Below are 26,988 nucleotides of genomic sequence, written 5' to 3' on the forward strand. Positions count from 1 at the left end.
CCTCGGTCCACCCCGCGCCGCCGGCAGCCGGCGTCCCTACCGCGGTATCGCCTCACCCACCCCGGCACCACCGGTCGGGGCCCCGGCGAGCAGCACGTCCAGCAGCCGCACGGCAGCCGCCTTGTCCAACGGGTCGTTCCCGTTGCCGCACTTGGGGGACTGGACGCACGACGGGCAGCCACGCTCGCACTCACAGGCGGCGATGGCGTCCCGCGTGGCCGTGAGCCACTGGACGGCCCGCGTGTACCCGCGCTCGGCGAAGCCGGCCCCGCCCGAGTGGCCGTCGTAGACGAACACGGTGGGCAGGCCGGTGTCGGGATGCAACGGCACCGAGACACCGCCGATGTCCCACCGGTCGCAGGTCGCGAACAGCGGCAGCAGACCGATCGAGGCGTGCTCAGCGGCATGTGCGGCGCCGGGCAGCTGGTCGAACGGGATCTCGGCATCGAACAGCTGGTCCTCCGTCACCGACCACCACACCCCCCGCGTCCGCAGCGTCCGAGGCGGCAGATCGAGTTTGGTCTCCCCGAGGACCTCGCCGGTGGAGATGCGCTTGCGCAGAAAACCCACCACCTGGTTGACCACCTCGACCGAACCGAAGCTCAGCCGGGCCTCGCCCCACTGCTCGGTCCGGTCGGTCGACAGCACCGAGATGGACGTGATGTCGCGGGCAGCCGTGGTGTAGGGCGGGTCGGCTGCCTCCACCAGGGCGACCGAGGTCTCCAGATCGAGGTCCTGCACCAGGAAGGTCCGTCCCTGGTGCAGGTGCACCGCGCCGGTGTGCACGGTGGTGTGCGCGGCGGCCGCGTCGACCGTGCCGAGCAGTCGCCCGGTGGAGGCCTCCACGATCTGGACGGGATTGCCGCCGCTGCCGCGCAGGTCGACCCCGTCGACGGCGCGCTCCCGCCGGGTCCAGTACCAGGATCCGTCCACGCGGCGCCGCAGCAGCCCGCGCCGCTCCAGGACGGGGAGCAGCTGGGCGGTGGACGGGCCGAAGAGGTCCAGGTCGGCCTCGGTGATCGGCAGCTCGGCCGCCGCGGCGCACAGGTGCGGAGCCAGGACGTGCGGGTTGTCCGGGTCGAGCACCGTCGCCTCCACCGGGTTGGCGAAGAGCGCCTCCGGGTGGTGCACCAGATAGGTGTCGAGCGGGTCGTCGCGCGCGATCAGCACGGCCAGCGCACCCTGCGCCTCCCGCCCGGCCCGTCCGGCTTGCTGCCAGAGCGAGGCGCGGGTGCCCGGGTAGCCGGCCAGCAGCACGGCGTCCAGCCCGGAGACGTCGACTCCGAGTTCCAGCGCCGAGGTGGAGGCGAGGCCGAGCAGCCGGCCGGAGTGCAGGTCGCGTTCCAGCGCCCGTCGTTCCTCGGCCAGATAGCCACCGCGGTAGGCCGCGACCCGCCCGGCCAAGGGGTTGCCCAGCAGATCCTGCGCCTGCAGTGCGACCAGCTCGGCCGCCCGCCGGGAACGGACGAACGCGACGGTGCGCGTCCCCGACTCCACCAGGTCGGTGAGCAGGTAGCCGGCCTCGGCGGTCGCCGTGCGTCGGACGGGCGCGCCCTGCTCGCCGACGTGCTCGGTGAGCGGTGGCTCCCACAGCGCGAACACCAGCGGGCCGCGGGGCGAGGCGTCCTCGGTGACGGCGACCGCGGGCAGTCCGGTCAGCCGCTCCGCGGTGACGGCAGGCTCCGCGGTCGTGGCGGAGGCGAGCAGGAAGGTCGGCTGTGTCCCGTAGCGCGCGCAGAGCCGCCGCAGCCGCCGCAGCACCTGTGCGACGTGCGAGCCGAACACACCGCGATAGCTGTGGCACTCGTCGACCACCACGTACCGCAGCGCCTTGAGGAAGGAGGACCAGCGCGCGTGCGCCGGCAGGATGCCCCGGTGCAGCATGTCCGGGTTGGTGAGCACGTACGAGGCGTACTGGCGGACCCACTCGCGTTCCTCGGGCGGGGTGTCGCCGTCGTACAGCGCGACCCGCACCCGCGGCGGCACCAGTTCGGCGGCCCGCCTGCGCTGGTCGGCGGCCAGCGCCTTGGTCGGGGCGAGGTAGAGCGCGGTGGCGCCGCGGCCGTTGCGGGCCTCGGTGCCGTCGAGCAGGCTGCTCAGCACCGGCGCCAGATACCCGAGGGACTTCCCCGACGCGGTGCCGGTGGCGATCACCACGGTCCGGCCGGCCAGGGCGGACTCCATCGCCTCGGTCTGGTGCGCCCACGGCTCGCCCACACCGAGTTCCCTCGCGGCCTCCCGGATTTCCGGACGGATTCCTTCCGGCCAGGAGGAATGGCGCGCGGGACGGGAGGGAAGGTGCTCCGTATGGGTGAGGCGGTCCGACCGGCCCCGGTTGGTGGACAGGGTCTTCAGCAGCGCTTCGGGCGAGGTATGACGGGGCGGCATGAGGACCCAGTGTGTCACCGGCGTGACGGAGAATCGCTGCAAGCCATCGTGCGGGCATGGTCACAGGTGGTTCAATGAGGCCGTGACGGCCGCACGGCCGAGGGACGCACGCTGTAGCTGCTCAGCAGCGGCTTGCCTCGCCCGGCCTGCGACCACGCGGTGGCGGCCGCCCGGCCGAGGATCGCAATGACGTAGCAAGGCAAGGTGCTGGAGGTTCCGTGGACCTGTCCCTGTCGACCCGTACAGTCGGCGATCGCACGGTCGTCGAAGTCGGCGGCGAGATCGATGTGTACACCGCCCCCAAGCTGCGCGAGCAGCTTGTCGAGCTCGTCAACGACGGCAACTACCACCTCGTCGTCGACATGGAGGGCGTTGACTTCCTCGACTCCACCGGTCTCGGCGTGCTGGTGGGCGGGCTCAAGCGGGTTCGTGCGCACGAGGGCTCGCTGCGCCTGGTCTGCAACCAGGAGCGCATTCTGAAGATCTTCCGGATCACGGGCCTGACCAAGGTCTTCCCGATCCACAACTCGGTGGACGACGCCGTCGCCTCCACCGACTGACAGCTTTGCCCGCACCGGCGGGGCCTGCTGTGGCCCCGCCGGTCCGGCGGGGCCCGTGACGGCCCCGCGCCGGGATGCGCGTGCGCACCCCGGCCCACCAGGGAGCAACCCCGGAGGGGGAGGAATGGCAACCGTCGAACTTCGATTCAGTGCGCTTCCCGAGCACGTGCGCACGGCCCGGCTGGTCGCCGCCGCCGTGGCCAGACGCGTGGGGGTCGACGAGTCGGTGCTCGACGAGGTCCGCCTCGCCGTGGGTGAGGCCTGTTCGCGGGCCGTCGGCCTGCACCAGCGCGGCGCCGCCCACGGGGCGATCCGGGTCGCGCTGATCGAGCAGGAGAAGCGTTTCCTCATCGAGGTCGCCGACGAGGCCGGCGACACCTCCGTGTCCTCCCCGGGCTCCGGAGAGAGCGCAGACCCCGGCGAGGACGCCCTCGGCCTGGCCGTGATCACCGGCCTGGTGGAGGACGTCGAGGTCACCAACGGTGGCGAGGGCGGTCTGATCAGGATGAGCTGGCCGGTCTCCACCGCGCCCGTCGCGGTCTGACGCACCTCGTCCATCGGCCCGGCCGATCGGTCGCTTCGCCCGGTTCCGGCGCCCGTCTCGTTCCGCGCGCCCTCTGAGCCTGTCCTCACCGGCCCCCGCCCGGCATTGACAATGTGTTGAAGAGGGCTGTTTCCTGCATCCCGGCGCGACCGGTTTCGGTTCGAGAACGACGGGACGAGTGACACCTCATGCGCATGCGCATCCTCTGGCCGGCCGGACAGGCGACGGCCGAGCTCCGGTCGACGCCCACCTCGGAGAAGCTGTGGGCCGCCCTGCCGATCAGCTCCACCGCCCGTACCTGGGGCGACGAGGTCTACTTCGACGCCGGTGTGAGCGTGCCGCGGGAGCCGGACGCGGCACAGGTCGTGGAGCCCGGCACCGTGGCGTTCTGGACGGACGGGGACAGCCTCGCGCTGCCCTTCGGCCCGACCCCGATCTCCCGCGACGGCGAGTGCCGACTGGCGAGCCCGTGCAACCTGCTCGGGGCGCTGGACGGGGACCCGGCAGTGCTGCGGACCGTCCGCGACGGGGACGCGATCCGGGTCGAGCGGGCATGAGGGCCGTCGGCGGCCACGGCGGGTGGCCGTGTAGGTTCGCAGATCGACGTCCGCGACCGAAAGGCACCCGGTGAACAAGCGACTGCTGACCGTCCCCGCGCTCGGCGCGCTGCTCGCGTTCGGCGCCGTCGCGTGCAGCGACGACAACACGAAGCAGCTCGACGGCTGGGCGAAGAACGTCTGCGACGCCGCGCAGAGCCCGATAGGCCAGTCGCGTGCCGCCCTCGCCGACACCGCCAAGGTGACGGCGGGCGAGGCGCCCGTCGATCTGCAGAAGCGGCTGTCGACCGACCTGGCCGCGCTGGCCAAGGCCAATCAGGGCATCGCCGACGCCGTGGACAAGGCCGGTGCGCCGAAGTCCGAGAACGGGGAGACGGCTCGGACGGACGCGGTGAGCGAGCTCCGGAAGGCCGCCGAGGGCTACCTGGACGTCCAGAAGAAGCTGGACGGTCTGGCCACCACCGACCAGGCGAAGTTCGCGGACGGGCTGCGCAGCGTGGGCGACCAGGTCCAGCAGCTCGCCCAGCTCTCCACCCAGGGGCTGAACCGCCTGCAGACCGGTGAGGCGGGCGACGCGATGAAGCGCCAGCCGGGCTGCAAGGCGGGCGCCGCCCCGGCCCCGGCCGCCACCGGTGCCGTGCCCGCGGGTACCGACCAGGCCGGCTCGGGCGGGGCGGGAACGCAGTCCGCCGCCCCGTCCGGCAACGGCTCCGGCAAGGCCACCGGCAAGCCCTCGGGCGCCGCGTCCGGCAAGGCCTCGGGTGCCGCCGCCTCGCCGTCCGCCGGTGCCTCGGCACAGCAGTCCGACGCCGCCTCGCCGAGCGCCTCCTCGAACTGACCGGGCTGCTTCCCGCCTGATCGGGCTGCTCCCCGCCGGGCGGCGGGCCGGGCCGTTCCCCTTTGCCCGGCGGGTCGGGTCGCTCCGGAACACCCGAGCGGCCTGGCGGGCAGGCCGGGGCGCGCCGGTGCCGCGCGCTTCGGCGGGCGCGGCGGCTGCGCTCGTCACCGGCCGCAGCCGCGCGACAATGGCGGGGTGACCAACAGCCCTACCCCCGATCCCGCCCGCCTCGCCAGGCTCCGTGAGGCGCTGCTAGCCGCCCAGTACACCGCCGACGGCTGCCTCGACCTGCTCGGCCCCACCGCGTACGCCGCCCTCGCGCGCAGCGAGACGGTGCCCGCCCTGCGGGCGACCCGGGGCGGCAGCCCGCTGGAGACCCTGGTGCGGCTGTTCCTGCTGCAGCAGCCCGTCCCGCGGGCGGCCGCCGAGGTCGCCCTTCCGGTCGAGGACTGCCTGGCCGACGGCTGGCTCGCCGAGGACGGCGGCGAGGTACGGGCGACGGTCGACGTGCGCCCGTACGCCAACGAGGTCGCCGGGCTGCCGAGTGCCGACGCCTGGGTCGTCTCCGACCTCGGCTGCGCGGTGGGCGGGGCCGGCGGCATCGGCGCCGGCGACAGCAGCGGTGGCGTGGCGCGCCGCGACCTGGTGCTCGGTGTGGGCGGCGCCTCCACCACGTTGGCCAACCTGGCGGTGCGGCGGCCCGTCCGGTCGGCGCTGGACCTCGGGACCGGCTCCGGTGTGCAGGCGTTGCACGCGGCCCGGCACGCCCAGCACGTCACCGCGACCGACCTGAACGCTCGGGCGCTGCAGTTCGCACGGCTCACCCTGGCACTCTCCGGCTTCGATAACACCGAGACCGCCGAGGGCAGCCTCTTCGAGCCGGTCGCGGACAAGCGGTACGACCTGATCGTCTCCAACCCGCCGTTCGTGATCTCGCCGGGCAGCCGCTTCGTCTACCGGGACGGCGGCATGGCCGGCGACGACCTGTGCCGGAGCATCGTCCGTGGTGCCGCCGCCCACCTGGAGCCGGGCGGCTACTGCCAGCTGCTGGCGAACTGGCAGCACGTCAAGGGCGAGGACTGGCACGAGCGGCTGGCCGGCTGGGTGGCCGGCACCGGCCTGGACGCCTGGGTGGTGCAGCGGCAGGTCCAGGACATCGCCGAGTACGCCGAACTGTGGCTGCGCGACGGCGGCGACCACCTGGGCCGGGGCGCCGACTACCGGGCGCGGTACGGCGAGTGGCTGGACGGCTTCGAGGCGGCCGGTGTCGAGGGCGTCGGCTTCGGCTGGATCACCCTGCGGGCGGGCGGTGCGGCCGAGCCGACCGTGCGGATCGAGGAGTGGCCGCACCCGGTCGAGCAGCCGCTCGGCCCGCACATCGAGGAGTGGTTCGCCCGTCAGGACTTCCTCCGCGCGCACGACGACGCGGCGCTGCTCTCGGCCCGCTACGTGCTCGCCGAGGAGGTCGTCCAGGAGCAGGTCGGCGCGCCGGGTGCGGAGGACCCCGAGCATGTGATCCTGCGTCACAACCGGGGCATGCGGCGGGCGACCAAGGTGGACACGGTCGGTGCCGGCTTCGTGGGCGCCTGCGACGGCAGCCTCGCGGCGGGCGACATCGTGGACGCGATCGCCCACCTGCTGGGGGAGGAGCGCGTCGTGCTGCGCGACCGGGTCCCGGAGTCGCTGCGTTTGCTCACCGAGCAGGGCTTTGTGGCACCGGTCGCCCCCTGACCCGGTGCCGCGGCGGCGAGGCGACGCGACCGGTCGGCAGTACAGCGGGCAGGCAGCACAGCGGGGCGGCCGGTGCCGTGGTGGCCGCCCCGGGTGCGCCCGACGCGCGGGCCGGCGGGGTCACGGGTGGAACAGCTCGCTGATCCTGGTGATCCGGCCGGCGGAGTCCACGGTGATGTCGTAGGCGCCGCCGTAGCAGGAGTACGGGGCGGCGACCTCGCGGTTGTGCGCGCAGTCCTCGGCGTGCGCGGCGAACTCGGCCAGGCTCACGGCCTTGGGCGCCATCGTGCTGCTCATGGCGAACAGCTCGGCGGTGGCGCTCGGGGCGAAGGTGTAGGCGGAGGCCGCGCCGGTGGGCTCGTAGTAGCCGTCGTCGTCGATGTCGGGCCCGCAGACCAGGCGGGTCTGCGTCGCGGTGACCTTGGCCGCGGTGGCGGCGGTGACGTTGACGACCTTGTGGCCGGGCCGCTGGGCGGCGGCGGTGCAGTCGGCGGCCGGCTTGCCGCTGCCGGAGGGCTTGGCCGTGCCGCTGTGCGAGGCGGACGGCCTGGTGCTCGCCTTGGCCGTCCCGCTCGGCCGGGCCGAGGGCGAGGAGGAGGACGAGGCGGCGGACGAGGGGCTCGCGGAGGCGGAAGCCGGGTCGCTCGCGGCCGGGGCGGCGGTGTCCGCGCCGGAACCGTTCGGGTCGCAGGCGGTGAGGGCCAGGGTAGCCGCGCCGAGCAGGGCGGCGGTGGCGATGAGACGGCGTGCGGACATGGTGGTTCTCCCCCCGAGTTCGGCCGACGGGCACCGGCCGGTGTGGTGTCGGTACTGGTGTACCCGCCGCAGGCCCGGTGCGGGGCGGTCGTAGCGGGGCTGTGACAGCCCGGGCGGAGCCGTTACGCGGGCGGCGCGCCCGTGACGTTCCGCGACTCCTCGCGGCCCCCGGCAGCCACTGCAGCCCCTGCCGGAACTCCGTCCACAGGCCTCGTTCACCTTGCCGTCCCCGGGATGTTCCCCGTCGTACGTCGAACGTCAGTCCGGGGTTGTCCGCGGGCTGCCAGGCTCCGTCCACAGCTTGTGGACGAGCGCGCTCGGGACGGCGCGGCGTACCGGTGGACTGAGGCCAGGGAGGGCGGGACGGTGGAGACGCCGACGGCGGTCGCGGCAGGTGCGGTACTGACGTTCTTCGGCAGCGCACTGCTGCTCTGGTGCGCCGCCGAGTTGCGCCTTCGCCACCACCTGCGCCGGCACGGCATACCGGCGACCGCCCGCGTCGTCGCGGACGGCGACCCGTACGGCGAGCTCTACGGCGACACCTTCGGCGAACTCGACAGCGCGCCGCTGCTCTCCTACACCGCGCTCCCCGAGGTCGAGGTCCTGCCGGTGTCCGGTGCCGAGGCCGGACGGGCCCGCCCCGTCCGGGCCGCCGAGACCGTGCTGGCCCGCCCCCGCGGGAGCACCCCGCTGCGCCGCCCGTCCCGGCTGGTGCCGGGTGCGATGGTGCAGGTCATGTACGACGCGCGGCGCCCGAGCCGGGTCGTCCTGGCCGGTACCGACATGCTGCCGACGCTGGCCACCGACGTGTTCTGGGCAGTGCTCGGCACCGGCGCGCTGGCCGGAGGCCTCGGCCTCTTCGCCTCGCTGCTGGCCGACTGACCCGCCCGCAGCCCCGCAGCCCGGCAGCCCCGCAGCCTGCCCGACGGCCCGGCTGCCCGACCCACCCGACCTCGGGCCGGAGACGGCAAGGCGGGTGGGCCGGAGACCGCAAGGCGCGTCCGGTCCCTTCGTCCACAGCTGGTCCGGCGCCGTTCCGGGCGGCGTGGATCCGTCCGGATCCGGCCTCCGCACTGGCCGGCAACCCCCTCCGTGGGGCGCGCGGCCTCGTGGTCGGGTTACCGTTCGAGTGGCGTCGGTCGGCCTTGCCGGTGAAAAAGCCGGAACCGTCCGTTTGACAAGGGTGGCCAGGGTACGGTCACACTCCGCTGGTGGGGTCGTCGCGCAGCGACAGCCCCGGACGGCGGAAGGACGGGCGGAGTTCCTCCCCCGCCGCCCGCGCCGCCAGCACACATAACGACCGGGAGAGAAGAGCGAAGGTGTCCCCGAGCAGCGAGACCGCGCACGGCAAGCGACTCGTCATTGTCGAGTCGCCGGCCAAGGCCAAGACGATCAAGGGCTACCTCGGCCCCGGCTACATCGTCGAGGCCAGCGTCGGGCACATCCGGGACCTGCCCGGCACAGCCGCCGAGGTACCGGACCGCTACACCGGCGAGGTACGCCGGCTCGGGGTCGACGTCGACCACGACTTCGCCCCCATCTATGTGGTCAACCCCGACAAGAAGTCGCAGGTGACCAAGCTCAAGTCGCTGCTCGCGGAGTCCGACGAGCTCTTCCTCGCCACCGATGAGGACCGCGAGGGCGAGGCCATCGCCTGGCACCTGCAGCAGGTGCTGAAGCCCAAGGTGCCGGTGCACCGGATGGTCTTCCACGAGATCACCAAGGACGCCATCCAGGAGGCCGTCCGCAACCCGCGCGACCTGAACCAGCGCCTGGTCGACGCCCAGGAGACCCGCCGCATCCTCGACCGCCTGTACGGCTACGAGGTCTCCCCGGTGCTGTGGAAGAAGGTCATGCCGAAGCTGTCGGCGGGCCGCGTGCAGTCGGTCGCCACCCGGCTGATCGTCGAGCGCGAGCGGGAGCGGATCGCGTTCCGCTCCGCCTCCTACTGGGACCTGGTCGGCACCTTCTCCACAGGCCGCACCGCGGCCGACGCCGCCAACCCGGAGAACTTCGGCGCCCGGCTGGTCGCCGTCGACGGCAAGCGCATCGCGACCGGCCGCGACTTCGGCCCGGACGGACGACTGCGTGACACCGCCCAGGCCGCGAACACCCTGCACCTCGACGAGCAGGCCGCCCGCGCGCTGGCCGCCGCCCTGGAGCAGACCGCGTTCGCCGTCCGCAGCGTCGAGTCCAAGCCCTACCGCCGCTCCCCGTACGCTCCGTTCCGCACCACCACCCTCCAGCAGGAGGCCAGCCGCAAGCTGGGCTTCGGCGCCAAGCGGACGATGCAGGTCGCGCAGAAGCTGTACGAGAACGGCTTCATCACCTACATGCGCACCGACTCGACCACGCTGTCGGAGACCGCGGTCACCGCCGCCCGCGCCCAGGTCACCCAGCTGTACGGCGCCGACTACCTGCCGGACGCGCCGCGCGTCTACGCCAGCAAGGTCAAGAACGCCCAGGAGGCGCACGAGGCGATCCGCCCCTCCGGCGACCGCTTCCGCACCCCCGCCGAGACCGGCCTGTCCGGCGACGACTTCCGGCTGTACGAGCTGATCTGGATGCGCACGGTCGCCTCCCAGATGAAGGACGCGGTCGGCCAGTCCGTCACCGTCCGGGTCGGCGGTCGCTCCGCCGACGGCCGGGACGCCGAGTTCTCCGCCTCCGGCAAGATCATCACCTTCCACGGCTTCCTCAAGGCCTACGTCGAGGGCGCCGACGACCCCAACGCCGAACTCGACGACCGCGAGCGCCGACTGCCGCGCGTCGCCGAGGGCGACCCGCTCGCCGCCGAGCGGCTCACCCCCGAGGGCCACGCCACCAAGCCCCCGGCGCGTTACACCGAGGCCTCGCTGGTCAAGGAGCTGGAGGACCGCGAGATCGGCCGCCCCTCCACCTACGCCTCGATCATCGACACGATCATCAACCGCAAGTACGTCTTCAAGAAGGGCACGGCGCTCGTCCCGTCCTTCCTCTCCTTCGCCGTGGTGAACCTGCTGGAGAAGCACTTCGGCCGGCTCGTCGACTACGACTTCACCGCCAAGATGGAGGACGACCTCGACCGGATCGCGGCCGGCCAGGCCGAGTCCGTGCCGTGGCTGAAGCGCTTCTACTTCGGCGAGGTCGCGGGCACCGCCGCGGGCAGCGCCGCCGAGGCCGGCAACGGCGACGGCGACCACCTGGGCGGCCTGAAGGAGCTCGTCACCGACCTCGGCGCGATCGACGCCCGGGAGATCAGCTCCTTCCCGCTGAGCGACGAGATCACCCTGCGGGTCGGCCGCTACGGCCCGTACGTCGAGAAGGCCGCCGCGGTCGAGGGCGAGCCGGGCCAGCGCGCCGACGTCCCCGACGACCTGCCGCCGGACGAGCTCACCGTCGAGCTCGCCGAGGAGCTGCTCGCCAAGCCCAGCGGCGAGCGCGTGCTCGGCACCGACCCGGAGGGCGGCCACCCGCTCGTCGCCAAGGACGGCCGCTACGGCCCCTACGTCACCGAGGTGCTGCCCGAGGGCACCCCGAAGACCGGCAAGAACGCGGTCAAGCCGCGCACCGCCTCGCTCTTCAAGACGATGTCGCTGGACACCGTCACCCTCGAGGACGCGCTGAGGCTGCTCTCGCTGCCCCGCGTGGTCGGCACCGACCCAGAGGGCAACGAGATCACCGCGCAGAACGGCCGCTACGGCCCCTACCTCAAGCGCGGCACCGACTCCCGGTCGCTGACCGACGAGGACCAGCTGTTCACCATCACCCTGGACGAGGCGCTGGTCATCTACGCCCAGCCCAAGCAGCGCGGGCGCGCGGCCGCCGCCGCCCCGCTCAAGGAGCTCGGCACCGACCCGGTCAGCGAGCGCCCGGTGGTCGTCAAGGACGGTCGCTTCGGCCCGTACGTGACCGACGGCGAGACCAACGCGACGCTCCGCAAGGACGATGACGTCGAGACGATCACCCCGGAGCGCGGCTACGAGCTCCTCGCCGAGAAGCGCGCCCGAGGGCCGGTGAAGAAGACGGCCAAGAAGGCACCCGCCAAGAAGGTCGCGGCCAAGAAGACGACGGCGAAGAAGACGGCCGTCAAGAAGACGGCCGCCGCCAAGACCACGGCTGCCAAGACGACGGCCACGAAGACGGCCGCGAAGAAGACGGCCGCCAAGAAGGCCGCGGCTCCCGCCCCCGACGAGGACTGAGCCGGAACTCCGCCACGCGGGCCCGCACCTTCGGGTGCGGGCCCGCGCTGCGTCACAACCGTGTCATGACCGGCTTCCGGAACCCCGTCCGCCCCTTGGGCCCTGGGGCCCGACCGCTACGCTGACGGTATGACGAGTGAGGAGCAGACCACCGGTCCCAGCCCTGCCCCGCCCGACCGTCCGGAGGTCTCGCCGGCCGGGACACCCGGTGAACGGGCCCGGGCGCTGCTCAGGCTCCGGCCCTACCGCCGACTGTGGACGGCCCAGCTCGTCGGCGGCACCGCGGACCGCCTCGCGCTGCTGGTCCTCGTCCCGCTGACGGTGGTCGCCGCTGCGCTCGGCGGCCAGTTCGGCGACGGGTACCGGGCATTCGCGCTCGCCGTCGCCGCCGTGTTCACCGCGCGGATGCTCGCCACCGTCCTGTTCGGCGCCGCCCTGCTCGGCCCGGTGCACACCCTGGTCGGCGAGAAGCTCGACCGTCGCTGGGTGCTCGTCGGGGCGGACGTGCTGCGCGCCGTGCTGATCGGCGTCGCAGCCTGGTGGTCGACCTGGATGCCCGGCACCGCCACCTGGCTGCTGCTCGGCACCGTGTTCCTCACCGGCGCCGCCGAGCGGGTCTGGGCGATCGCGAAGGCCGCCGCCGTCCCCGGCCTGCTGCCGCCCGCCGACCCGTACGCCCCCGCCGAGCGGCGCAAGCCCTCGCCCGCCTCGCTGGACGCCGTCCGCACCGTGGACGACCGGACCGGCTGGGGCACCGTGCCGCTCGCCGCGACCGCCCTGATCGTCTTCACCCTGCTCAACAACGTCCTCGCCGCGCTCGGCACGGACTGGCTGAGGGTCCATCAGACGACCTCCGCCGCGGTCGGCGCCGCCCTGCTGTTCGCCGCCTCCGCCGTCCTGCTCTTCCTGCAGGAGCTGCCGGCCGGCCCCGCCGCCGCCCCGCACTCCCCGCTGCAGGGCCTGCGCGCCCCCGTCGACGCCACCCCCGGCAAGGCGCTCGGCAAGGGCCGCACCGGCTCCGCCCCGTACTTCACCTTCGCCGTCGCCGCCGCGTACGCCTCGATGGCGGGCGTCGCCTCGCTCGGCCTGCTGACCGCGCTGGAGCACCGGGCCGGCCCGATCGGCTACGGCCTGGTCGTCCTCGCCGCGGGCCTCGCCCCGGCCGCCGGCGTCCGGCTCACCCGGGCCACCCTGCCCGCGTTCTCCCGCCGCCGTCTGCTCACGCTCGCCCTCCTCGTCGAGGGCGTGGCGCTGATCCTGGCCGGCCTCGTGCTGGACTTCGTCCTCGTCCTGCTGCTCACCGTGCTGGCCGGCGTCGCCGCCGGGCTGACCGTGTCGGTCGGCCGCACCCTGCTCGCGCAGGAGGTCGAGGAGGCCCGGCTGCCCAAGGTCACCGAGCACCTCTACGCGGTGCTGCGGGCCGTCGTCGGCAGCGCGCTGATCGCCGTCCCTCTGATCGCCGCCGCGTACGGCGAGGTCACCCTCGGCCGGGTCGAGCCCGGCAGCTTCACCTTCATCCACGACGGCGCCGCACTCGCGGTCTCCACGGCCGGCCTGCTCACCCTGGTGCTGGCCGCGGTCGTGCTGCTGCGCACCGACGACCGCCGCGGGGTGACCCGGTTCAGCAAGGAGCTGTTCCAGGCCGTCCGCGGCGGCACCGAGCCGGCCCCGCACCGCACCACCGGCACCGGCTTCTTCATCGCATTGGAGGGCGGCGACGGCGCCGGCAAGTCCACCCAGGCCCAGGCACTGGCCGAGTGGATCCGCGCCAAGGGCCACGAGGTGGTGCTCACCCGGGAGCCCGGCGGCAGCCCGGTCGGCCAGCGGCTGCGCGGCCTCGTCCTGGACGTCGGCAACACCGGCCTCTCGCACCGCGCCGAGGCGCTGATCTACGCCGCCGACCGCGCCGAGCACGTCGAGAACGTCATCCGGCCCGCCCTGGCCCGCGGCGCAGTGGTGATCACCGACCGCTACATGGACTCGTCCATCGCCTACCAGGGCGCCGGCCGCGACCTCGCCGCCACCGAGATCGCCCGGATCTCCCGCTGGGCCACCGGCGGGCTCGTCCCGGACCTCACCGTGGTGCTGGACGTCGACCCGGCCGCCGCCCGCGAGCGGTTCACCGAGGCGCTGGACCGGCTGGAGTCCGAGCCGACCGAGTTCCACGCCCGGGTCCGGGCCGGCTTCCTGGCACTGGCCGCCGCCGACCCCGCCCGGTACCTGATCGTCGACGCCGGCCAGCAGCCCGCCCAGGTGACCACCGCGATCCGCCACCGGCTCGACCGCGAGCTGCCGCTCTCCGACCAGGAGAAGGCCGCCCGCGTCGAGCAGGATCGCCTCGCCCGCGAGGCCGCCGAACGCCGGGCCGCCGAGGAGGCCCGCCTCAAGGCCGAGGCCGAGGAGGCCGAGCGGAAGCGGCAGGCGCTGCTGGAGGAACTGCGCGCCGAGCAGGCCGAGAAGGAGCGACTCGCCAAGCTGGAGGCCGAGCGGGCCGCCGCCGAGGAGGCCCGCAAGGCCGCCGAGGCCGCCCGTCTCCGGGCCGAGGCGGAGGCGAAGGAACTCGCCGAGGTGGAGGCCCACCGCCGCGCCGCCGAGGAGGCCCGGCTGAAGGTCGAGGCCGCCGAGCGCGAGCGCCGGGAGGCGGAGGCCGCCGCCCAGGCCGAGATCCAGCGGCAGCGGGAGCTGCAGCGGGCCGAGCAGCGCCGCCGTGCGGAGGAGGCCCTGCAGCGCGCCGAGGAGGCCCGGCTGAAGGCCGAGACGGAGGCTGCCGCCGCGTCCGCCGCCGTGACCGCGGAGCTGCCGCAGGTCGCGCCCGCCGGGGACGGCGAGACCACTCGCGAGATTCCGGAGCCGGAGCGCCGGGCTGCGGTGCGGGCGGCCGAGGAGAACGGGTCGGCCGACCCGACGGCCGTCCTGCCGACCGTCCCCGCCGTGGACGAGACGGCCGTGCTGCCCAAGGCGGAGCGGGCGGACTTCCGCAAGGCGCCGCAGGTCGACGAGACGGCCGTGCTGCCGAAGGCGGACGAGACCGCGGTGCTGCCGAAGGCCGAGCGGGCGGACTTCCGCAAGGCGCCGCTGCCCGACGAGACGGCCGTGCTGCCGAAGGCGGACGAGACCGCGGTGCTGCCCAAGGCCGGTCCGGCGGGTGTCGACCCGGTGCCGCCCGGGCTGTGGCGGGAGGAGTCGTCCCCCGAGACCACCCGGGAACTCACGCCGGTCGACCGGCCGCGCCCGTCCTGGGCCGAGGAGACGCCGATGGACGATCTCCCGAGCCTCACCGACAGCCTGCTGGGCTCGCGCGACCAGTGGTCCCAGTGGGAGCCCGACGAGGACGACGACGGCGGCGAGGGCCCGGACCGCCGCGGCTGGGGCCGTAAGCGCCGCCGCGACTGAGCCGCCCCCGGCCGCGCGGCCGGGGAGCGACGGCAACGGACGGGCACCGTGGTCTGAAAGACTGCGGTGCCCGTTTCGACGTCCGCAGCCCCCTGAGGAAGCCCGTACCCGTGACCGTCGCCGCAGCCGCTCCGCCCGTTCGTGCCACCGAGGCCGCCGCACCGGGAGCGGCCCGCAGAGCCGGCACCGGTCGGCTGCAGGCACTGGACGGCCTGCGGTTCGTGGCCGTCCTGCTGGTCGTCTTCTACCACTACGTCGCGTTCGGCTCCGACTGGGGCCGTCCGCGCGCCGAGCTCTTCCCGCTGCTCCACCTGCCGGCCGCCTACGGCTGGATGGGTGTGCAGCTGTTCTTCCTGATCAGCGGCTTCGTGATCTGCCTGAGCTGCTGGGGACGCTCGCTCGCCGACTTCCTGAGCTCGCGGGTGGTGCGGCTGTTCCCGGCGTACTGGTTCGCGGTGCTGCTCACCACGGCGGTGCTGGCCGCGGTTCCCGGTGGCAGCCGGCCGCGGGCGGCACGGGACGTGCTGACCAACCTGACGATGATGGAGTACCCGTTCGGGGCACCCTACGTCGACGGCGTGTACTGGAGCCTGTGGGTCGAGGGCCGCTTCTACCTGATCTTCGCCGTGGTGGTGGCGCTCGGCCTCACCTACCGCCGGGTGCTCGCCTTCTGCCTGCTCTGGTCCGCGGCCGGGGTGCTCGCCGTGGCGGCGCCCGGCGAGCAGCTGCTGCAGGTGCTGGCGATGCCCGAGTACTGCTGGTTCTTCATCGGCGGCCTGGCCTTCTACCTGATCCGGCGGTTCGGCCCGGACCTGCTGCTCTGGCTGCTGGTCGGGTTCACCTTCCTGGCGGGCTGCCGGTCCGTGCTGCCCACCTACCGCTTCGTCGCCGCCCAGGCCGGCTACCCGGTGCCGGAGTGGGGTGTGGTGGCGCTGCTCGCGGTGTTCTACCTGCTGATGGCCGCCGTCGCACTGGACTGGTTCCGTGCCGTGCAGTGGCGCTGGCTGACCACCGCCGGCGCCGTCACCTACCCGCTGTACCTGCTGCACGAGTACATCGGCTGGGAGGTCATCGGCACCGTCGGCACCAGGGTCGACCCCGGGCTGCTGATCGGCGCCCTGCTGGTCGCGATGATCGCCGCCTCGTGGCTGGTGCACCGCTTCGTGGAGCGGCCCGCCGCCCGCTGGCTGCGGCCCCGGCTGGCGGCCTCATTCGCCAAGGTGCGCGGCGTGCCGATGCCGACCCGGCGCCCCGTCGCCGGGTCGCACACCCCGGTGGAGGGGCCCGCCCGCACACCCGGGGACGGCCACGCCGGGCCCGCCGGGGACCGCGGGATCCCGGTGTCCCACCACGGTGTCGGCGACGGGCGTTAGGCTCGGGGGACCCGGCGGGCAGGCGGCCGGGACGGACGGTGGGCAGGCAGGGAGTACGGCGTGAGCGTGTGGGACGACCTGGTCGGCCAGGACCGCGTGGTCGAGCAGCTGTCTGCGGCCGCCCGCGCGGCACGGGCCACCGTCGCCGCCGGACGGGCCGCCGGCACGAGTGCCGCCGAGTCCGGCGGCAACGCCTCGATGATGACCCACGCCTGGCTGTTCACCGGTCCGCCCGGCGCCGGCCAGACCACCGCGGCCCGCGCCTTCGCGGCCGCCCTCCAGTGCACCAGCCCAGACCTCGAACTCGGCGGCACACCCGGCTGCGGTTTCTGCGACGGCTGCCACACCGTCCTCTCCGGCAGCCACGCCGACGTGAAGTACGTCCGCACCGACGGCCTCTCCATCGGCGTCGGCGACATGCGCGACCTGGTGCTGCGTGCCGCCAGCTACCCGACCGGCGGCCGCTGGTCGGTGATCCTCGTCGACGCCGCCCACCGGCTCACCGAGGCCGCCGCCAACGCCCTGCTCAAGGGCGTCGAGGAGCCCTCGCCGCGCACCGTCTGGCTGCTGTGCGCGCCCTCCGTCCAGGACGTACTGCCCACCATCCGCTCCCGCTGCCGGCTGCTGGTGCTGCGCACCCCGTCCGCCGAGGCGGTCGCCGACATGCTGGTCCGCCGGGACGGCGTCGACCCCGGCCCAGCCCACGCCGCCGCCCTCGCCGGCCAGGGTGACATCGACCGGTCCCGCCGGCTCGCCGTCGACGAGCAGGCCCGCGCCCGCCGGGCCGAGGTGCTGCGCATCCCGCTGGAGGTCGCCGACGTCGGAGGCTGCCTCGCCGCGGCGCAGCGCCTCGTCGACACCGCCAAGGCCGACGCCGAGGCCCTCGCCGAGACCCAGGACGCCAAGGAGACCGAGGACCTGCGGGCCGCGTACGGCGCCGCGGAGGGCAGCCGGGCCCCGCGGGGCATGGCCGGTGCGGTCAAGGAACTGGAGAAGCGGCAGAAGAGCCGCGCCACCCGCACCCGGCGGGAGACCCTCAACAGCGCCCTGCTCGACCTGCTCGGCTTCTACCGGGACGTCCTCGCCCTGCAGTTCGGCGCCGCCGGGCCGCTCGCCAACGAGGACCACCGGCCCGCCCTCGACCGGGTCGCCGCCGCCGGGCCGGCCGAGTCCACCCTCCGCAGGATCGAGGCCGTCCTCGCCTGCCGCGAGGCGCTCGACCGCAACGTCGACCCGCTGCTCGCCGTCGAGGCGATGACGCTCGCCCTCCGGGCCGGCTGACCCGCCCGCCGGGCCCTCCGCGCCGGCCGATTCGCGCGCCCGGCGTGCGGAGTTGACCCGGCGTCGGCCGGGTGTCGGAGCGGGCTTCTGGGTGACGGCATGTCACCTCGCTCGTTCGAGTGAACGTCGGACGGCGCCCGCCCGGCCCCCGCCGCCTCGCGCGGCCCGTTGTGCACCCTGTGGACGGTCGGTCCGAAAGCCGTGGTCCGGCGACCGTGCTCCCCCTGAGGTGGTGCGCCCCATGTCCCGTCCGCTCCTCGTCGTACCCCTGCTGGCCGCCGCCGCGGCCGGGCTCCGGTTCGGCCGCTCCACCCTCACCGGCTGGCGCGACCTCCGGGCCGCCCGCACCTACGGACTCACCGCCGAGCAGCGCCCGCTGCTGCTGCGCGCCGCTGCCGCCCTGGTCTGCCTGGTCGGTGCCGCGGTCCTGGCCGCCGCCGTCCTGCCCGGCCGCGCACCCGGCGGCTGGGGCCGGGCGAAGCACGTCCGGGCCGAGGCGGCGCCCATTCCGGCTCCCGCCGCTCCGACCCCTGCTGCTGCCGTGGCCGACCAGGGCGGGCCGGTCACGGCACCGACCTCCGCAAGCACCCGGCCGCTGCCGCCCGAGGCCACCGCCTTCACCTCGATCGGGCACCCCGCCGAGGGCGAGCTGATGGAGGCCAAGGTCCCCGGGCCGGACGGCCGGCCCCGCACCGTCCGGGTCTGGCTCCCCGCCCAGTACCGCACCGACCAGCAGGCCCGCTTCCCGGTGATCGTCCTGCACTCCGGCACCCCCCGGAAGACCGCGGACACCGAGCTGCCCGACATCTTCGACGGCGTCGCCTCCGCGGTGAACCTCGGCCGCTCCCGGCCCTTCGTGGTGGTCGCCCCGGAGGCCCCGAACGGCACCGAACACCCCTGCGACCTCGTCGCCGCCGCACCGCAGGCCGTCGCCGACGACGCCGCGCTGCGCACCGCCGTGACCACCGCCTTCCGCACCCTGCCCGCCGGCCCCGGCGACTGGGGCGCGCTCGGCGTCGAGGCCGGCGCCCCCTGCGCGGCCGCCGCCGGGCTGGCCCGGCCCGACCTGTACGGTGCGGCCGCCGCGGTCTCCGGGCGCTACGACACCGACGCCCTCGCCGAAGCCGGTGCCGAGGCCCCCGCCGACACCGCCGGCCGGCTGCTGCTGGCCGCCGCCAAGGCCGACGGCGCGGGCGTCGGCGCCGCCCGCGCCCTGCAGACCGCACTGCACGGCGGCAAGGGCCCCGCCGCCAAGGCCGAGGTCAAGGTCTCCGACATCGTGCAGGACTACACCCACGAGCGGGAGCGCCTGCGGCTCGTCCGGGTGGCCGTGCAGTACCTCGCCGAGAGCCTCGCCCGGCCGAACTGAACCCCGCCCTGGCCGACCGCCCCGGGCGGTCGGCGGACCCCGGACCCGCCGGGGTGTCGGCACCGGGGCGCCCCGGGGAGCGACCGATACGCTGGGGACGGACCGGCGATCACACCGCCGACCCCGCGACCGGCCCGCGCCAGCACCGCCGTTCCGCGCCGCGCCGCGCCCGAGGGAGACCCACACCATGCGAGCCACCCGGCGGAACCGTCCCGCGACCGCCGTGCTGGCCGCCGCAGCCGCCTCGGCCCTGCTGCTGGCCGGCTGCACCTCCGGCGGCTCGCCGGCCGCCGGCCCGGGTGCCACCGGTACCCCCGGCGCCTCCGCGGGCGGCTCCCAGGCCGCGGCGAACGCCGCGCCGCTGCAGCCGCTGCCCGAACAGACCCCCGCGGCCCTCGCCCCGTACTACGCGCAGAAGCTCGACTGGAAGGCCTGCGACGGCGAGTTCGAGTGCGCGCAGTTCAAGGTCCCGCTCGACTACGCCCAGCCCGCCGGCGGGGACATCACCCTCGCCGCCGTCCGCAAGCCCGCCACCGGCGGCACCCAGCGGATCGGCTCCCTGCTGCTCAACCCCGGCGGCCCCGGCGGCTCCGCCGTCGACTACCTGGAGGCCGTCTCCCGCGGCTACGACCCGCAGATCCGCGCCGCCTACGACCTCGTCGGCCTCGACCCGCGCGGCGTCGGTCGCTCCGCCCCGGTCAGCTGCCTCTCCGGCGACCGGATGGACGCCTACGCCGCCACCGACATCACGCCCGACGACCAGGCCGAGACCGACGCCCTGATCGCCGCCGACAAGGAGTTCGCGGCGGCCTGCAAGGCCAAGTCCGGCGCCGTCCTCGGCCATGTCTCCACCGTCGAGGCCGCCCGCGACATGGACGTCCTGCGCGCCCTGGTCGGCGACGACAAGCTGCACTACCTCGGCAAGAGCTACGGCACCTTCCTCGGCGCCACCTACGCCGGCCTCTTCCCGAGCCGGGTCGGCCGGATGGTCCTCGACGGCGCCATGGACCCGTCCCTCGACTCCAGGGCCGGCAACCGCACCCAGGCCGGCGGCTTCGAGACCGCCTGGGCCGCCTTCGCCAAGGACTGCGCCAAGCGCGAGGACTGCCCCCTCGGCCGCACCGAGCAGGAGATCGGCGAACGGCTCACCGCGCTCTTCCGGCAGATCGACGCCAAGCCGCTGCCCACCGACTCCGCCCGCCCGCTCACCGAGGCCCAGGCCACCACCGGCGTCATCGAGGCGATGTACGCCGAGTTCCTCTGGCCCCAGCTGCGCACCGCGCTCGCGGACGCGGTGGCCGGCGACGGCACCGCACTGCTCGCGCTCTCCGACGAGTACTACGAGCGCGCCGAGGACGGCAGCTACCCCAACCTGATGGCCGCCAACATGGCCGTCAACTGCCTCGACCTGCCCGCACCGTTCACCGGCCCCGAGGAGGCCCGCGCCGCCGAGGCGGACTTCGCCGCGGCCTCCCCGCACTTCGGCCGGGACATGGCCTGGATGGCGCTCTCCTGCGCCTACTGGCCGGACCGCCCCACCGGGCAGCCGCACACCGTCCGGGCCGCCGGTGCGGCACCGATCGTCGTCGTCGGCACCACCCGCGACCCGGCCACCCCGTACGCCTGGGCACAGTCGCTGGCCGGCCAGCTGGAGTCCGGCCGGCTGATCACCTACGACGGCGACGGCCACACCGCCTACGGGCGGCGCAACTCCTGCGTGGACGGCGCGGTCAACCGCTACCTGCTGGGCGGCGAGGCGCCGGCGCAAGGGACGCGCTGCGCCAAGTAGCGCCCGGTCCGGTCCCGGTGTCCATCAGGTAAGACCCGTACCTCGCCGACGGTCCTGGCGGATAACATGGTGCGCCCCCGTGTGTCCCGCCGTCCCGACAGGAGCGTCCCCGTGCTCGGAGTCAACGACCTGGCGACGTACGTCCTCGGCGCCCTGGTCATCGTCCTGCTGCCCGGCCCGAACTCGCTGTACGTCCTGTCCGTCGCCGCCCGCAAGGGCGTCCGCACCGGCTACCGGGCCGCCGCGGGCGTCTTCATCGGCGACTTCACCCTGATCAGCCTCACCGCCCTCGGCGCCTCCTCGCTGCTGGAGGCCAACCCGGCGGTCTTCGCCGTCGTGAAGTTCGGCGGCGCCGCCTACCTGCTGTGGATCGGCATCGGCATGGTCCGGGCCGCCCGCCAGCTCTGGCGCGAGCGGCGGGCCGCAGCCGACGCGATCGACGCGGTGGAGACCGCCGAGGCCCTGCCGGAGAACAGCGAGAACCCGTTCCGCCGGGCGCTGGTGATCAGCCTGCTCAACCCGAAGGCCATCCTCTTCCTGCTCTCCTTCTTCACCCAGTTCGTCGACCCGTCCTACGGCATGCCGGCGCTCTCCTTCGGCCTGCTCGGCGGCATCCTGCAGACCTTCAGCGTCCTCTACCTGTCCCTGCTGATCTTCGCCGGCACCAGCCTCGCGACCGCCTTCCGCCGCCGCAAGCGCCTCTCCGCGGGCCTCACCAGCGGCGTCGCCCTGCTCTTCGCCGGCTTCGCCGCCAAGCTCGCCGTCTCCTCCGCCTGAGCTCCGCAGCCCCCGCGCCCCGGCCGCGGTGCGGACCAGCTCCGGAAACTGTGTAGACTGGCCCGCGTTGCCGATGCGATCCTCGACCAGTCGGGGAGCCCCGGCAGCGGCGCCGCCTTAGCTCAGTTGGCCAGAGCAACGCACTCGTAATGCGTAGGTCGCGGGTTCGAATCCCGCAGGCGGCTCAGACATCGGAATCCCGGGTCGCACCTCGTGCGGCCCGGGATTCCTCGTTTTCGTGCCCGGGGCCGAGGCACGTCCGGTGGGCCGGTCGGCGGCGCCACCGGACGTGGTGGGCGGTCAGGTCAGGCGCATCATCGACGCCGACGCGAGGTAGACCCCGTTGAGGACGGCGACGAAGACACCGGTGTGGACGTCGGGCCGCGGGTGGTGGCCGACCAGGTCGATCTCCGCCGTCCAGTCGGCCGTGTTGCCGGGTGCGACGGTGACGGCCGCGGAGGTCTCCGGCGGCAGCCCGAGGAACTTGCGCATCGCGAAGGCGAAGCCGATGCCGCCGCGGAGTACCGTGCCGGTGCCGTTGTGGATCCGCCGGGGCAGGTGCGGGACGGTGCCGCGCCGGGCGGCGACGTCCACCGGCCCGGTGAGTCGGACGGTCGGGTCGCCGGCCTCGCTGGTCCACCAGATGTCCCCGCACCGGCGGCACTGCAGAGTCTGCACGGTCAGCAGCCCGTGGACGAGGTGGCGCATCGTCACCACCGCCGCGCTGTCCCGGTCACACTCGGGGCAGCGGGCGGGTAGCTGCGACACCTCGCGCAGCCCGTCGAGCGCCGGCCCGCCGTAGTTCCAGCCCGACACGTAGATGCTCTGCGCGATCCGAGCGGTGGCGTCGAGCTGGAACTCCGCCACGGCCGACTCCAGTGCGGCCACCGCGTCCGGCAGCCCCGGGTCGTGCAGGTCCTCGGCGAGCGTCCGGACCTCGGCCCGCAGGCCCTCGACGGCCGCGCCGTCCACCACCGGCTCCAGCCAGGTCAGCCGCTCCAGCCGGGGGAGGACGGTGTTGCCGAGGTCGGCGAGCCGGCGCAGCGCCTCGTGGTCGATGTCCGTGGCCGAGGCCGTCCGGCCCGTCCCGCGCAGCCCCGTCGCCTCAGGCCAGGGAAGTACCAGGCCGGGGTCGCCGAGCAGCCCGAACCGGTTCAGCCAGCCGTTGATCGGACGGGCCCGCTCACCGAGCCGCTCGACGACCCGGCCCAGCGGCAGCCGCTCCGCCAGGGCGGCCTCGAAGTCGCCCTGCGAGCTGCGCTGCACGATGTGCACGCCCATCGCGCCGACCACCGCCACCGCGGTGCCTTCCAGCAGCCCCAGTCCCAGCGCGATGTGGCTCGGGTAGACGTTGTTGCCCACCGCCACCGAGGAGCAGCTGTGCGTGAAGACCACGGTGGCGTGGATCTCGGCGGCGGGCAGCCGCTGGTCCTCGTCGAGGTCGGAGCGGTGGCAGCCCTCGCCGAGCATGCACGGCATGTGCCGGTACTCCGGCGGGAGTTCCGGCAGCGGCTCGTCGATCCGGTCGGAGCGGCCGCAGACGATGCCGTCCGGGAAGCCCACGCAGCACTCCTTGCCGAGTGCGCGCAGCACGACGACCTTCAGGCGGCGCTCGCGCAGGACACCCAGCCCGTCCAGGCCGTCGGCGTCGGCGAGTTCGGACTCCTCCAGCATCGGGTGGGAGGCCACGAACATGCGGTCCTCGCCGACCGCGTCGACGGTCAGGCTCCGGTAGACGAGGCACGCGAGCGAGGAGAGGTCCCGGGTGGCGAGCACGCCGACGGACGCGCCGGAGGCACCGGCCCAGTCGCCGGCGGCGGTGAGGTCGGCGGCCAGCCCGACCACCGCCACCAGCGCGCCCGGGTGGCCGGCGAGTTCCTTCAGCAGGTGCTCGGGCTCGATCTGGAGGTGCTCGCGGCCGGTGGCGACGGCGAGCAGCCGGGCCGCGGCCGAGGCCCGGTCGCCGACCGACACCACGACACCTGCTCGTGGGTCCGCCGTCACGGCGGGCAGCGGCCCGTCCGGGAACAGCGACCGGTAGCGGTCGAGCGCGGGCCCCGGCAGGACGGGGAAGGGCCGGCCGGGGGACCACTCGGCGGCGGCCGCCGCGTACTGCGCCGGGTCGGCGCACAGCGTGATCGCCGCGGTCATGCGCTCCGCCCCTCCAGGAACGCGGAGACCCGGGCGTCGACGTGGCCCGGCTCCGGCTCGTGCGCGAGCAGCATGGCGGCCTGGCCGGCCAGGGTGCTGCCCGTGTAGTAGGCGCGCAGCGGCGGCCGGACCCCGAGGACGCTGCGGATCTTCGCGTTCAGCCGGCCGACCAGGATGGAGTGGCCGCCGATGGCGAAGAAGTCGTCGTCCGGCCCGACCGATTCGACCTCGGTGAGCTCGGTCCAGATCCCGGCGAGCAGGTTCTCGAGCGGGGTGAGCCGCCCGTCGCCGGGTGCGGTCTCCCGCTCGGGGACGAGCCGGGCCAGTGTGGCGCCGTCGACCTTGCCGGCGGTGGTGAGCGGCAGGCGGTCGAGGACGGTCACCCGGGGCACCATCCACGACGGCAGCTCGAGCGCCAGGTGTTCGCCGAGCCGGGTGGCCAGTTCCTTTGGGTCGGAGGCGCCGTCGGAAGGGACCACGAATCCGGCGAGCGAGCGGTCGGAGCCCTCGCCCCGGACGATCACGAAGGCGTTGGCCACGTCCGGCCGGTCCAGCAACCGGGCCTCGACCTCGGCGAGTTCGATCCGGAAGCCGCGGATCTTCACCTGCCGGTCGGTGCGACCCCGGTACTCCAGGATCCCGTCCGGGGTGCGGCGGGCCCGGTCGCCGGTGCGGTAGAGGAGCTCCCCGGCGGCGGCCGGGTCCGGTACGAACACGGCGTCGGTCAGGTCCGGGCGGCCGAGGTAGCCGTGGGCCAGGCAGGGGCCGCCCAGGCACAGTTCGCCGTCCTCGCCGTCGGGGACCGGACGCAGCTCCTCGTCCAGGACGACGGCCCGCATGCCGTCCATCGGGCGGCCGATCGGGACGGAGGTGGCGCCCTCGGGCACCTCGGTGACCTCGTGCCGGGTGACGAAGGTCGTGGCCTCGGTGGGGCCGTAGACGTTCAGCAGCCGGCCCGGGAAGGTGGCGAGCACGGCGCGGGCCCGGCGCGGGTCCATGGCCTCGCCGCCGACCAGCAGCAGCCGGAGCGGGTCGAAGGTGCGCGGGTTCTGCAGTGCCGCCTCGTGGAAGACGGCGGCGGTGGCGAGCATCACGGAGATGCCCTGCGTGCGGATCGCCTCCCCGAGGAGGGCGGCGTCGGTGAGCAGGTCCCGGTTGAGGACGACGATGCAGGCGCCGCTGAGCAGCGGGCCCCAGGTGTCGAACGTGGTGGCGTCGAAGGCCGGGCTGTTCAGGTGGGCCACCCGGTCGCCGGGCTCGGGGCCGGGCCGGCGGATGGCGTGCACGAAGCTCGCGATGCTCCGGTGCGGCAGGACGACGCCCTTGGGCACACCGGTGGTGCCCGAGGTGTAGAGCACCACGGCCGGCGCCTCGGCGTCCTCGGGGACCGGCGGCAGTGCGGTCGCGGCGTCCGGCTCGGCCTCGTCGCAGACCAGGACCGGGATGCCGGAGAAGTGGTCCGCGGTGGTGCGGTCGGCCACGACCAGGCAGGCGCCGCTGTCCTCGGCCACCAGCCGGTGGCGGTTCGCCGGGTGGTCCGGGTCGAGCGGGACCTGGGCGGCGCCGACCCTCAGCACCGCCAGGCCGACGGCGATCCGGTCGACGCCCGGAGGCAGGCAGACCGCGACGAAGGAGCCCGGCGTGACACCCTGCTCGACCAGCGATCTCGCGAACCGCTCGGACAGCGTGGCCAGTTGTCGGTAACTCAGCTCGCGTCCGGTGTCCGGATGGCTGACCGCGAGGGCGTCGGGGGCCCGTTCGACCTGTTCCTCGAACAGCACTGACAGCGAGAACTTCACCCGTTTCTCCTGGTCAAGTAGCAAGGCATGAAGGGAATCCGGTGTCGCGAAAGCTCGGGCGGCGGGCCTGCCGGGGCGGGCGCCCCCTCGGCGGGCCCGGCTCGTGGCCGGCAGGGCCGGGTCGGGGAGTGCCGGACGGCGGGTCGGACGTGACAGTCCCGTTCCCGCTGCGGCGATGCCCCCGATCTGACCTTACCCCGTCACAAACGCGCTGCCTATGCGGTCAGATGAACATCATCGTGCACAATCCGCCTGCAGATCTTGCCGATCGGCCGGGCGGGTGATCGAATGACCCCTGCATGTACACGGAAGGACGTTGCTCAAGGGGGTGAGCCGTTGTTAATCCGCCGTGAGACAGTGGGGGCCACACAGGGACACGCCGGGCAGAAACCCGCCGAAGTGGACTCCTACACCCTGGATTCCGGTCATGGCCTGGCCGTTACCGTCTGGACGTACGGCGCCACCCTGGTCGAGGTGCTCGTCCCCGACCGGAACGGCACCACCGGGAACGTCGTGGCCCGCCTGCCGGACCTGGCCTCCTACGAGGACCCGGCGGTCAACGCCTACGTCGGCGCCACCGTCGGCCGCTACTGCCGCTGCGTCGCGGACGGCAGGTTCACCCTCGACGGCGTCGAGCACCGCCTGGACCGCAACGACGGCCGCCACCACGTGCACGGCGGCCCCCTGGGCTTCGACAGGTTCGTCTGGGACGCCGAAGCCACGCAGACCGACGAACTGCTCACCCTGTGCCTGCGCCTGGACAGCCCCGACGGCGACCAGGGATACCCCGGCGCACTGCAGGCCGAGGCGCGCTACGAGGTCGACCGCCACGGCCGGCTGACCTTCGACTTCCGGGCCACCACCACGGCCGCCACGATCGTCGGCTTCACCAACCACGCCTTCTGGAACCTCTCCGGGACGGCCGGCCGGACGATCGACGACCACCGGCTGGCGATCAACTCCGACCGGACCGTGGCCTTCGACGCGGACCTCGTCCCGCTCGCCGGCCCGCCGCGCGACATCGCCGGCACCGATCTCGACCACCGGGCCCCCAAGCCGCTCGGCGCTCGGCCGCTCGACAACTTCTTCGTGCTCGACGACCCCTCCTGGGCCGCCGAGTTGAGCCACCGGGCCAGCGGCCGCACGATGCGCGTCCGCACCGACCAGCCGGGCATCGGGGTGTACTCCGGAGACCACTACCGGCAGCCGCGGGCCGGGATCTGCCTGGAGACCGGGCCGTGGCCCGACGCCCCCAACCGCCCGGACTTCCCGTCCGTCCGGCTCGACCCGGGCCGGACGTACCACCACCGCACCATCCACGAATTCTCGAACGCAGGAGTTGATCGGGCGTGAGGCTGTACCTGTCGTCGTTCCGGATCGGGAACCGACCCGACGAACTGCTCCGCCTGCTGGGCGAGGGGCGGCGCACCGCTCTGATCATCAACGCCGACGACTACAAGGACACCGAGGCCCGCGCGGCCTCGCTCAAGCGTGAGGTGGA

Annotated in this window: 18 protein-coding genes and 1 tRNA gene; 15 read left to right on the forward strand and 4 right to left on the reverse strand. The window is 74.3% G+C overall.

Annotated features, from left to right (window positions below; genetic code table 11):
- Positions 1-36: 36 nt before the first annotated feature.
- Entirely contained in the window at positions 37-2,388 is a 2,352-nt protein-coding gene (locus AB0P35_RS16540; RefSeq protein ID WP_363511220.1) for a DEAD/DEAH box helicase, read from the reverse strand.
- A 218-nt stretch (positions 2,389-2,606) separates the two neighbouring features.
- On the opposite strand from AB0P35_RS16540, the gene bldG reads away from it, so the two are divergent.
- From bldG to AB0P35_RS16565, 5 genes are all read left to right on the forward strand, one after another.
- Positions 2,607-2,948: an anti-sigma factor antagonist BldG gene (gene bldG, locus AB0P35_RS16545; RefSeq protein ID WP_030272780.1), complete on the forward strand. Its 342-nt coding sequence runs from the start codon at positions 2,607-2,609 to the stop codon at positions 2,946-2,948.
- Positions 2,949-3,072: 124 nt separating this feature from the next.
- Positions 3,073-3,492: an ATP-binding protein gene (locus AB0P35_RS16550; RefSeq protein WP_363511222.1), complete on the forward strand. Its 420-nt coding sequence runs from the start codon at positions 3,073-3,075 to the stop codon at positions 3,490-3,492.
- Positions 3,493-3,680: 188 nt separating this feature from the next.
- A complete protein-coding gene (locus tag AB0P35_RS16555) occupies positions 3,681-4,049 on the forward strand; it encodes a cyclophilin-like fold protein (RefSeq protein WP_363511224.1) in 369 nt (122 codons plus the stop codon).
- Between the two features lie 70 nt (positions 4,050-4,119).
- Positions 4,120-4,887, forward strand: coding sequence for a small secreted protein (locus AB0P35_RS16560; RefSeq protein WP_363511226.1), 768 nt, complete (start codon positions 4,120-4,122; stop codon positions 4,885-4,887).
- A gap of 195 nt (positions 4,888-5,082) precedes the next feature.
- Positions 5,083-6,618 (forward strand): methyltransferase, encoded by a 1,536-nt coding sequence (locus AB0P35_RS16565; RefSeq protein ID WP_363511228.1) that lies wholly within the window; start codon positions 5,083-5,085, stop codon positions 6,616-6,618.
- 120 nt (positions 6,619-6,738) lie between these two features.
- Here AB0P35_RS16565 and AB0P35_RS16570 read toward each other — a convergent pair whose 3' ends face one another.
- Positions 6,739-7,374 carry a hypothetical protein gene (locus tag AB0P35_RS16570; protein WP_363511230.1) on the reverse strand — a complete coding sequence of 212 codons (636 nt, stop codon included), beginning with the start codon at positions 7,372-7,374 and terminating at the stop codon, positions 6,739-6,741.
- A gap of 366 nt (positions 7,375-7,740) precedes the next feature.
- Between AB0P35_RS16570 and AB0P35_RS16575 the strand changes: the two genes are divergently transcribed.
- The 9 genes from AB0P35_RS16575 (at position 7,741) to AB0P35_RS16615 (ending at position 21,722) form a co-directional block, all read left to right on the forward strand.
- The gene (locus AB0P35_RS16575) at positions 7,741-8,256 is read left to right on the forward strand and encodes a DUF3592 domain-containing protein (RefSeq protein WP_363511232.1); all 516 of its coding nucleotides are present in this window, start codon (positions 7,741-7,743) and stop codon (positions 8,254-8,256) included.
- A 437-nt stretch (positions 8,257-8,693) separates the two neighbouring features.
- Complete coding sequence (gene topA, locus AB0P35_RS16580; protein ID WP_363511234.1) at positions 8,694-11,555, forward strand: type I DNA topoisomerase; 2,862 nt, start codon at positions 8,694-8,696, stop codon at positions 11,553-11,555.
- Positions 11,556-11,684: 129 nt separating this feature from the next.
- Positions 11,685-14,948, forward strand: coding sequence for a dTMP kinase (gene tmk / locus AB0P35_RS16585; protein WP_363511236.1), 3,264 nt, complete (start codon positions 11,685-11,687; stop codon positions 14,946-14,948).
- A gap of 110 nt (positions 14,949-15,058) precedes the next feature.
- Positions 15,059-16,321, forward strand: a complete 1,263-nt coding sequence (locus AB0P35_RS16590; RefSeq protein ID WP_363511238.1) for an acyltransferase — start codon at positions 15,059-15,061, stop codon at positions 16,319-16,321.
- A gap of 60 nt (positions 16,322-16,381) precedes the next feature.
- Complete coding sequence (locus AB0P35_RS16595; protein ID WP_363511240.1) at positions 16,382-17,602, forward strand: DNA polymerase III subunit delta'; 1,221 nt, start codon at positions 16,382-16,384, stop codon at positions 17,600-17,602.
- Positions 17,603-17,843: 241 nt separating this feature from the next.
- A complete protein-coding gene (locus AB0P35_RS16600; RefSeq protein WP_363511242.1) occupies positions 17,844-18,971 on the forward strand; it encodes a hypothetical protein in 1,128 nt (375 codons plus the stop codon).
- A 187-nt stretch (positions 18,972-19,158) separates the two neighbouring features.
- Positions 19,159-20,760: an alpha/beta hydrolase gene (locus tag AB0P35_RS16605; protein ID WP_363511244.1), complete on the forward strand. Its 1,602-nt coding sequence runs from the start codon at positions 19,159-19,161 to the stop codon at positions 20,758-20,760.
- Positions 20,761-20,871: 111 nt separating this feature from the next.
- Positions 20,872-21,537, forward strand: a complete 666-nt coding sequence (gene leuE, locus AB0P35_RS16610) for a leucine efflux protein LeuE (protein ID WP_363511246.1) — start codon at positions 20,872-20,874, stop codon at positions 21,535-21,537.
- A gap of 111 nt (positions 21,538-21,648) precedes the next feature.
- Positions 21,649-21,722, forward strand: a tRNA-Thr gene (locus AB0P35_RS16615).
- A 115-nt stretch (positions 21,723-21,837) separates the two neighbouring features.
- Here AB0P35_RS16615 and AB0P35_RS16620 read toward each other — a convergent pair.
- Positions 21,838-23,688: a hypothetical protein gene (locus AB0P35_RS16620; RefSeq protein WP_363511248.1), complete on the reverse strand. Its 1,851-nt coding sequence runs from the start codon at positions 23,686-23,688 to the stop codon at positions 21,838-21,840.
- Complete coding sequence (locus AB0P35_RS16625; RefSeq protein WP_363511250.1) at positions 23,685-25,487, reverse strand: non-ribosomal peptide synthetase; 1,803 nt, start codon at positions 25,485-25,487, stop codon at positions 23,685-23,687. Before AB0P35_RS16625 ends, AB0P35_RS16620 begins: the two co-directional genes overlap by 4 nt.
- Before the next feature lie 399 nt (positions 25,488-25,886).
- Here AB0P35_RS16625 and AB0P35_RS16630 point away from each other — a divergent pair, with 399 nt between their 5' ends.
- Positions 25,887-26,840, forward strand: coding sequence for an aldose epimerase family protein (locus AB0P35_RS16630; RefSeq protein ID WP_363511252.1), 954 nt, complete (start codon positions 25,887-25,889; stop codon positions 26,838-26,840).
- Positions 26,841-26,988: the final 148 nt, after the last annotated feature.

Source organism: Kitasatospora sp. NPDC085879 (assembly GCF_040686255.1).
In the GTDB taxonomy this organism is placed as follows: Bacteria; Actinomycetota; Actinomycetes; order Streptomycetales; family Streptomycetaceae; genus Kitasatospora.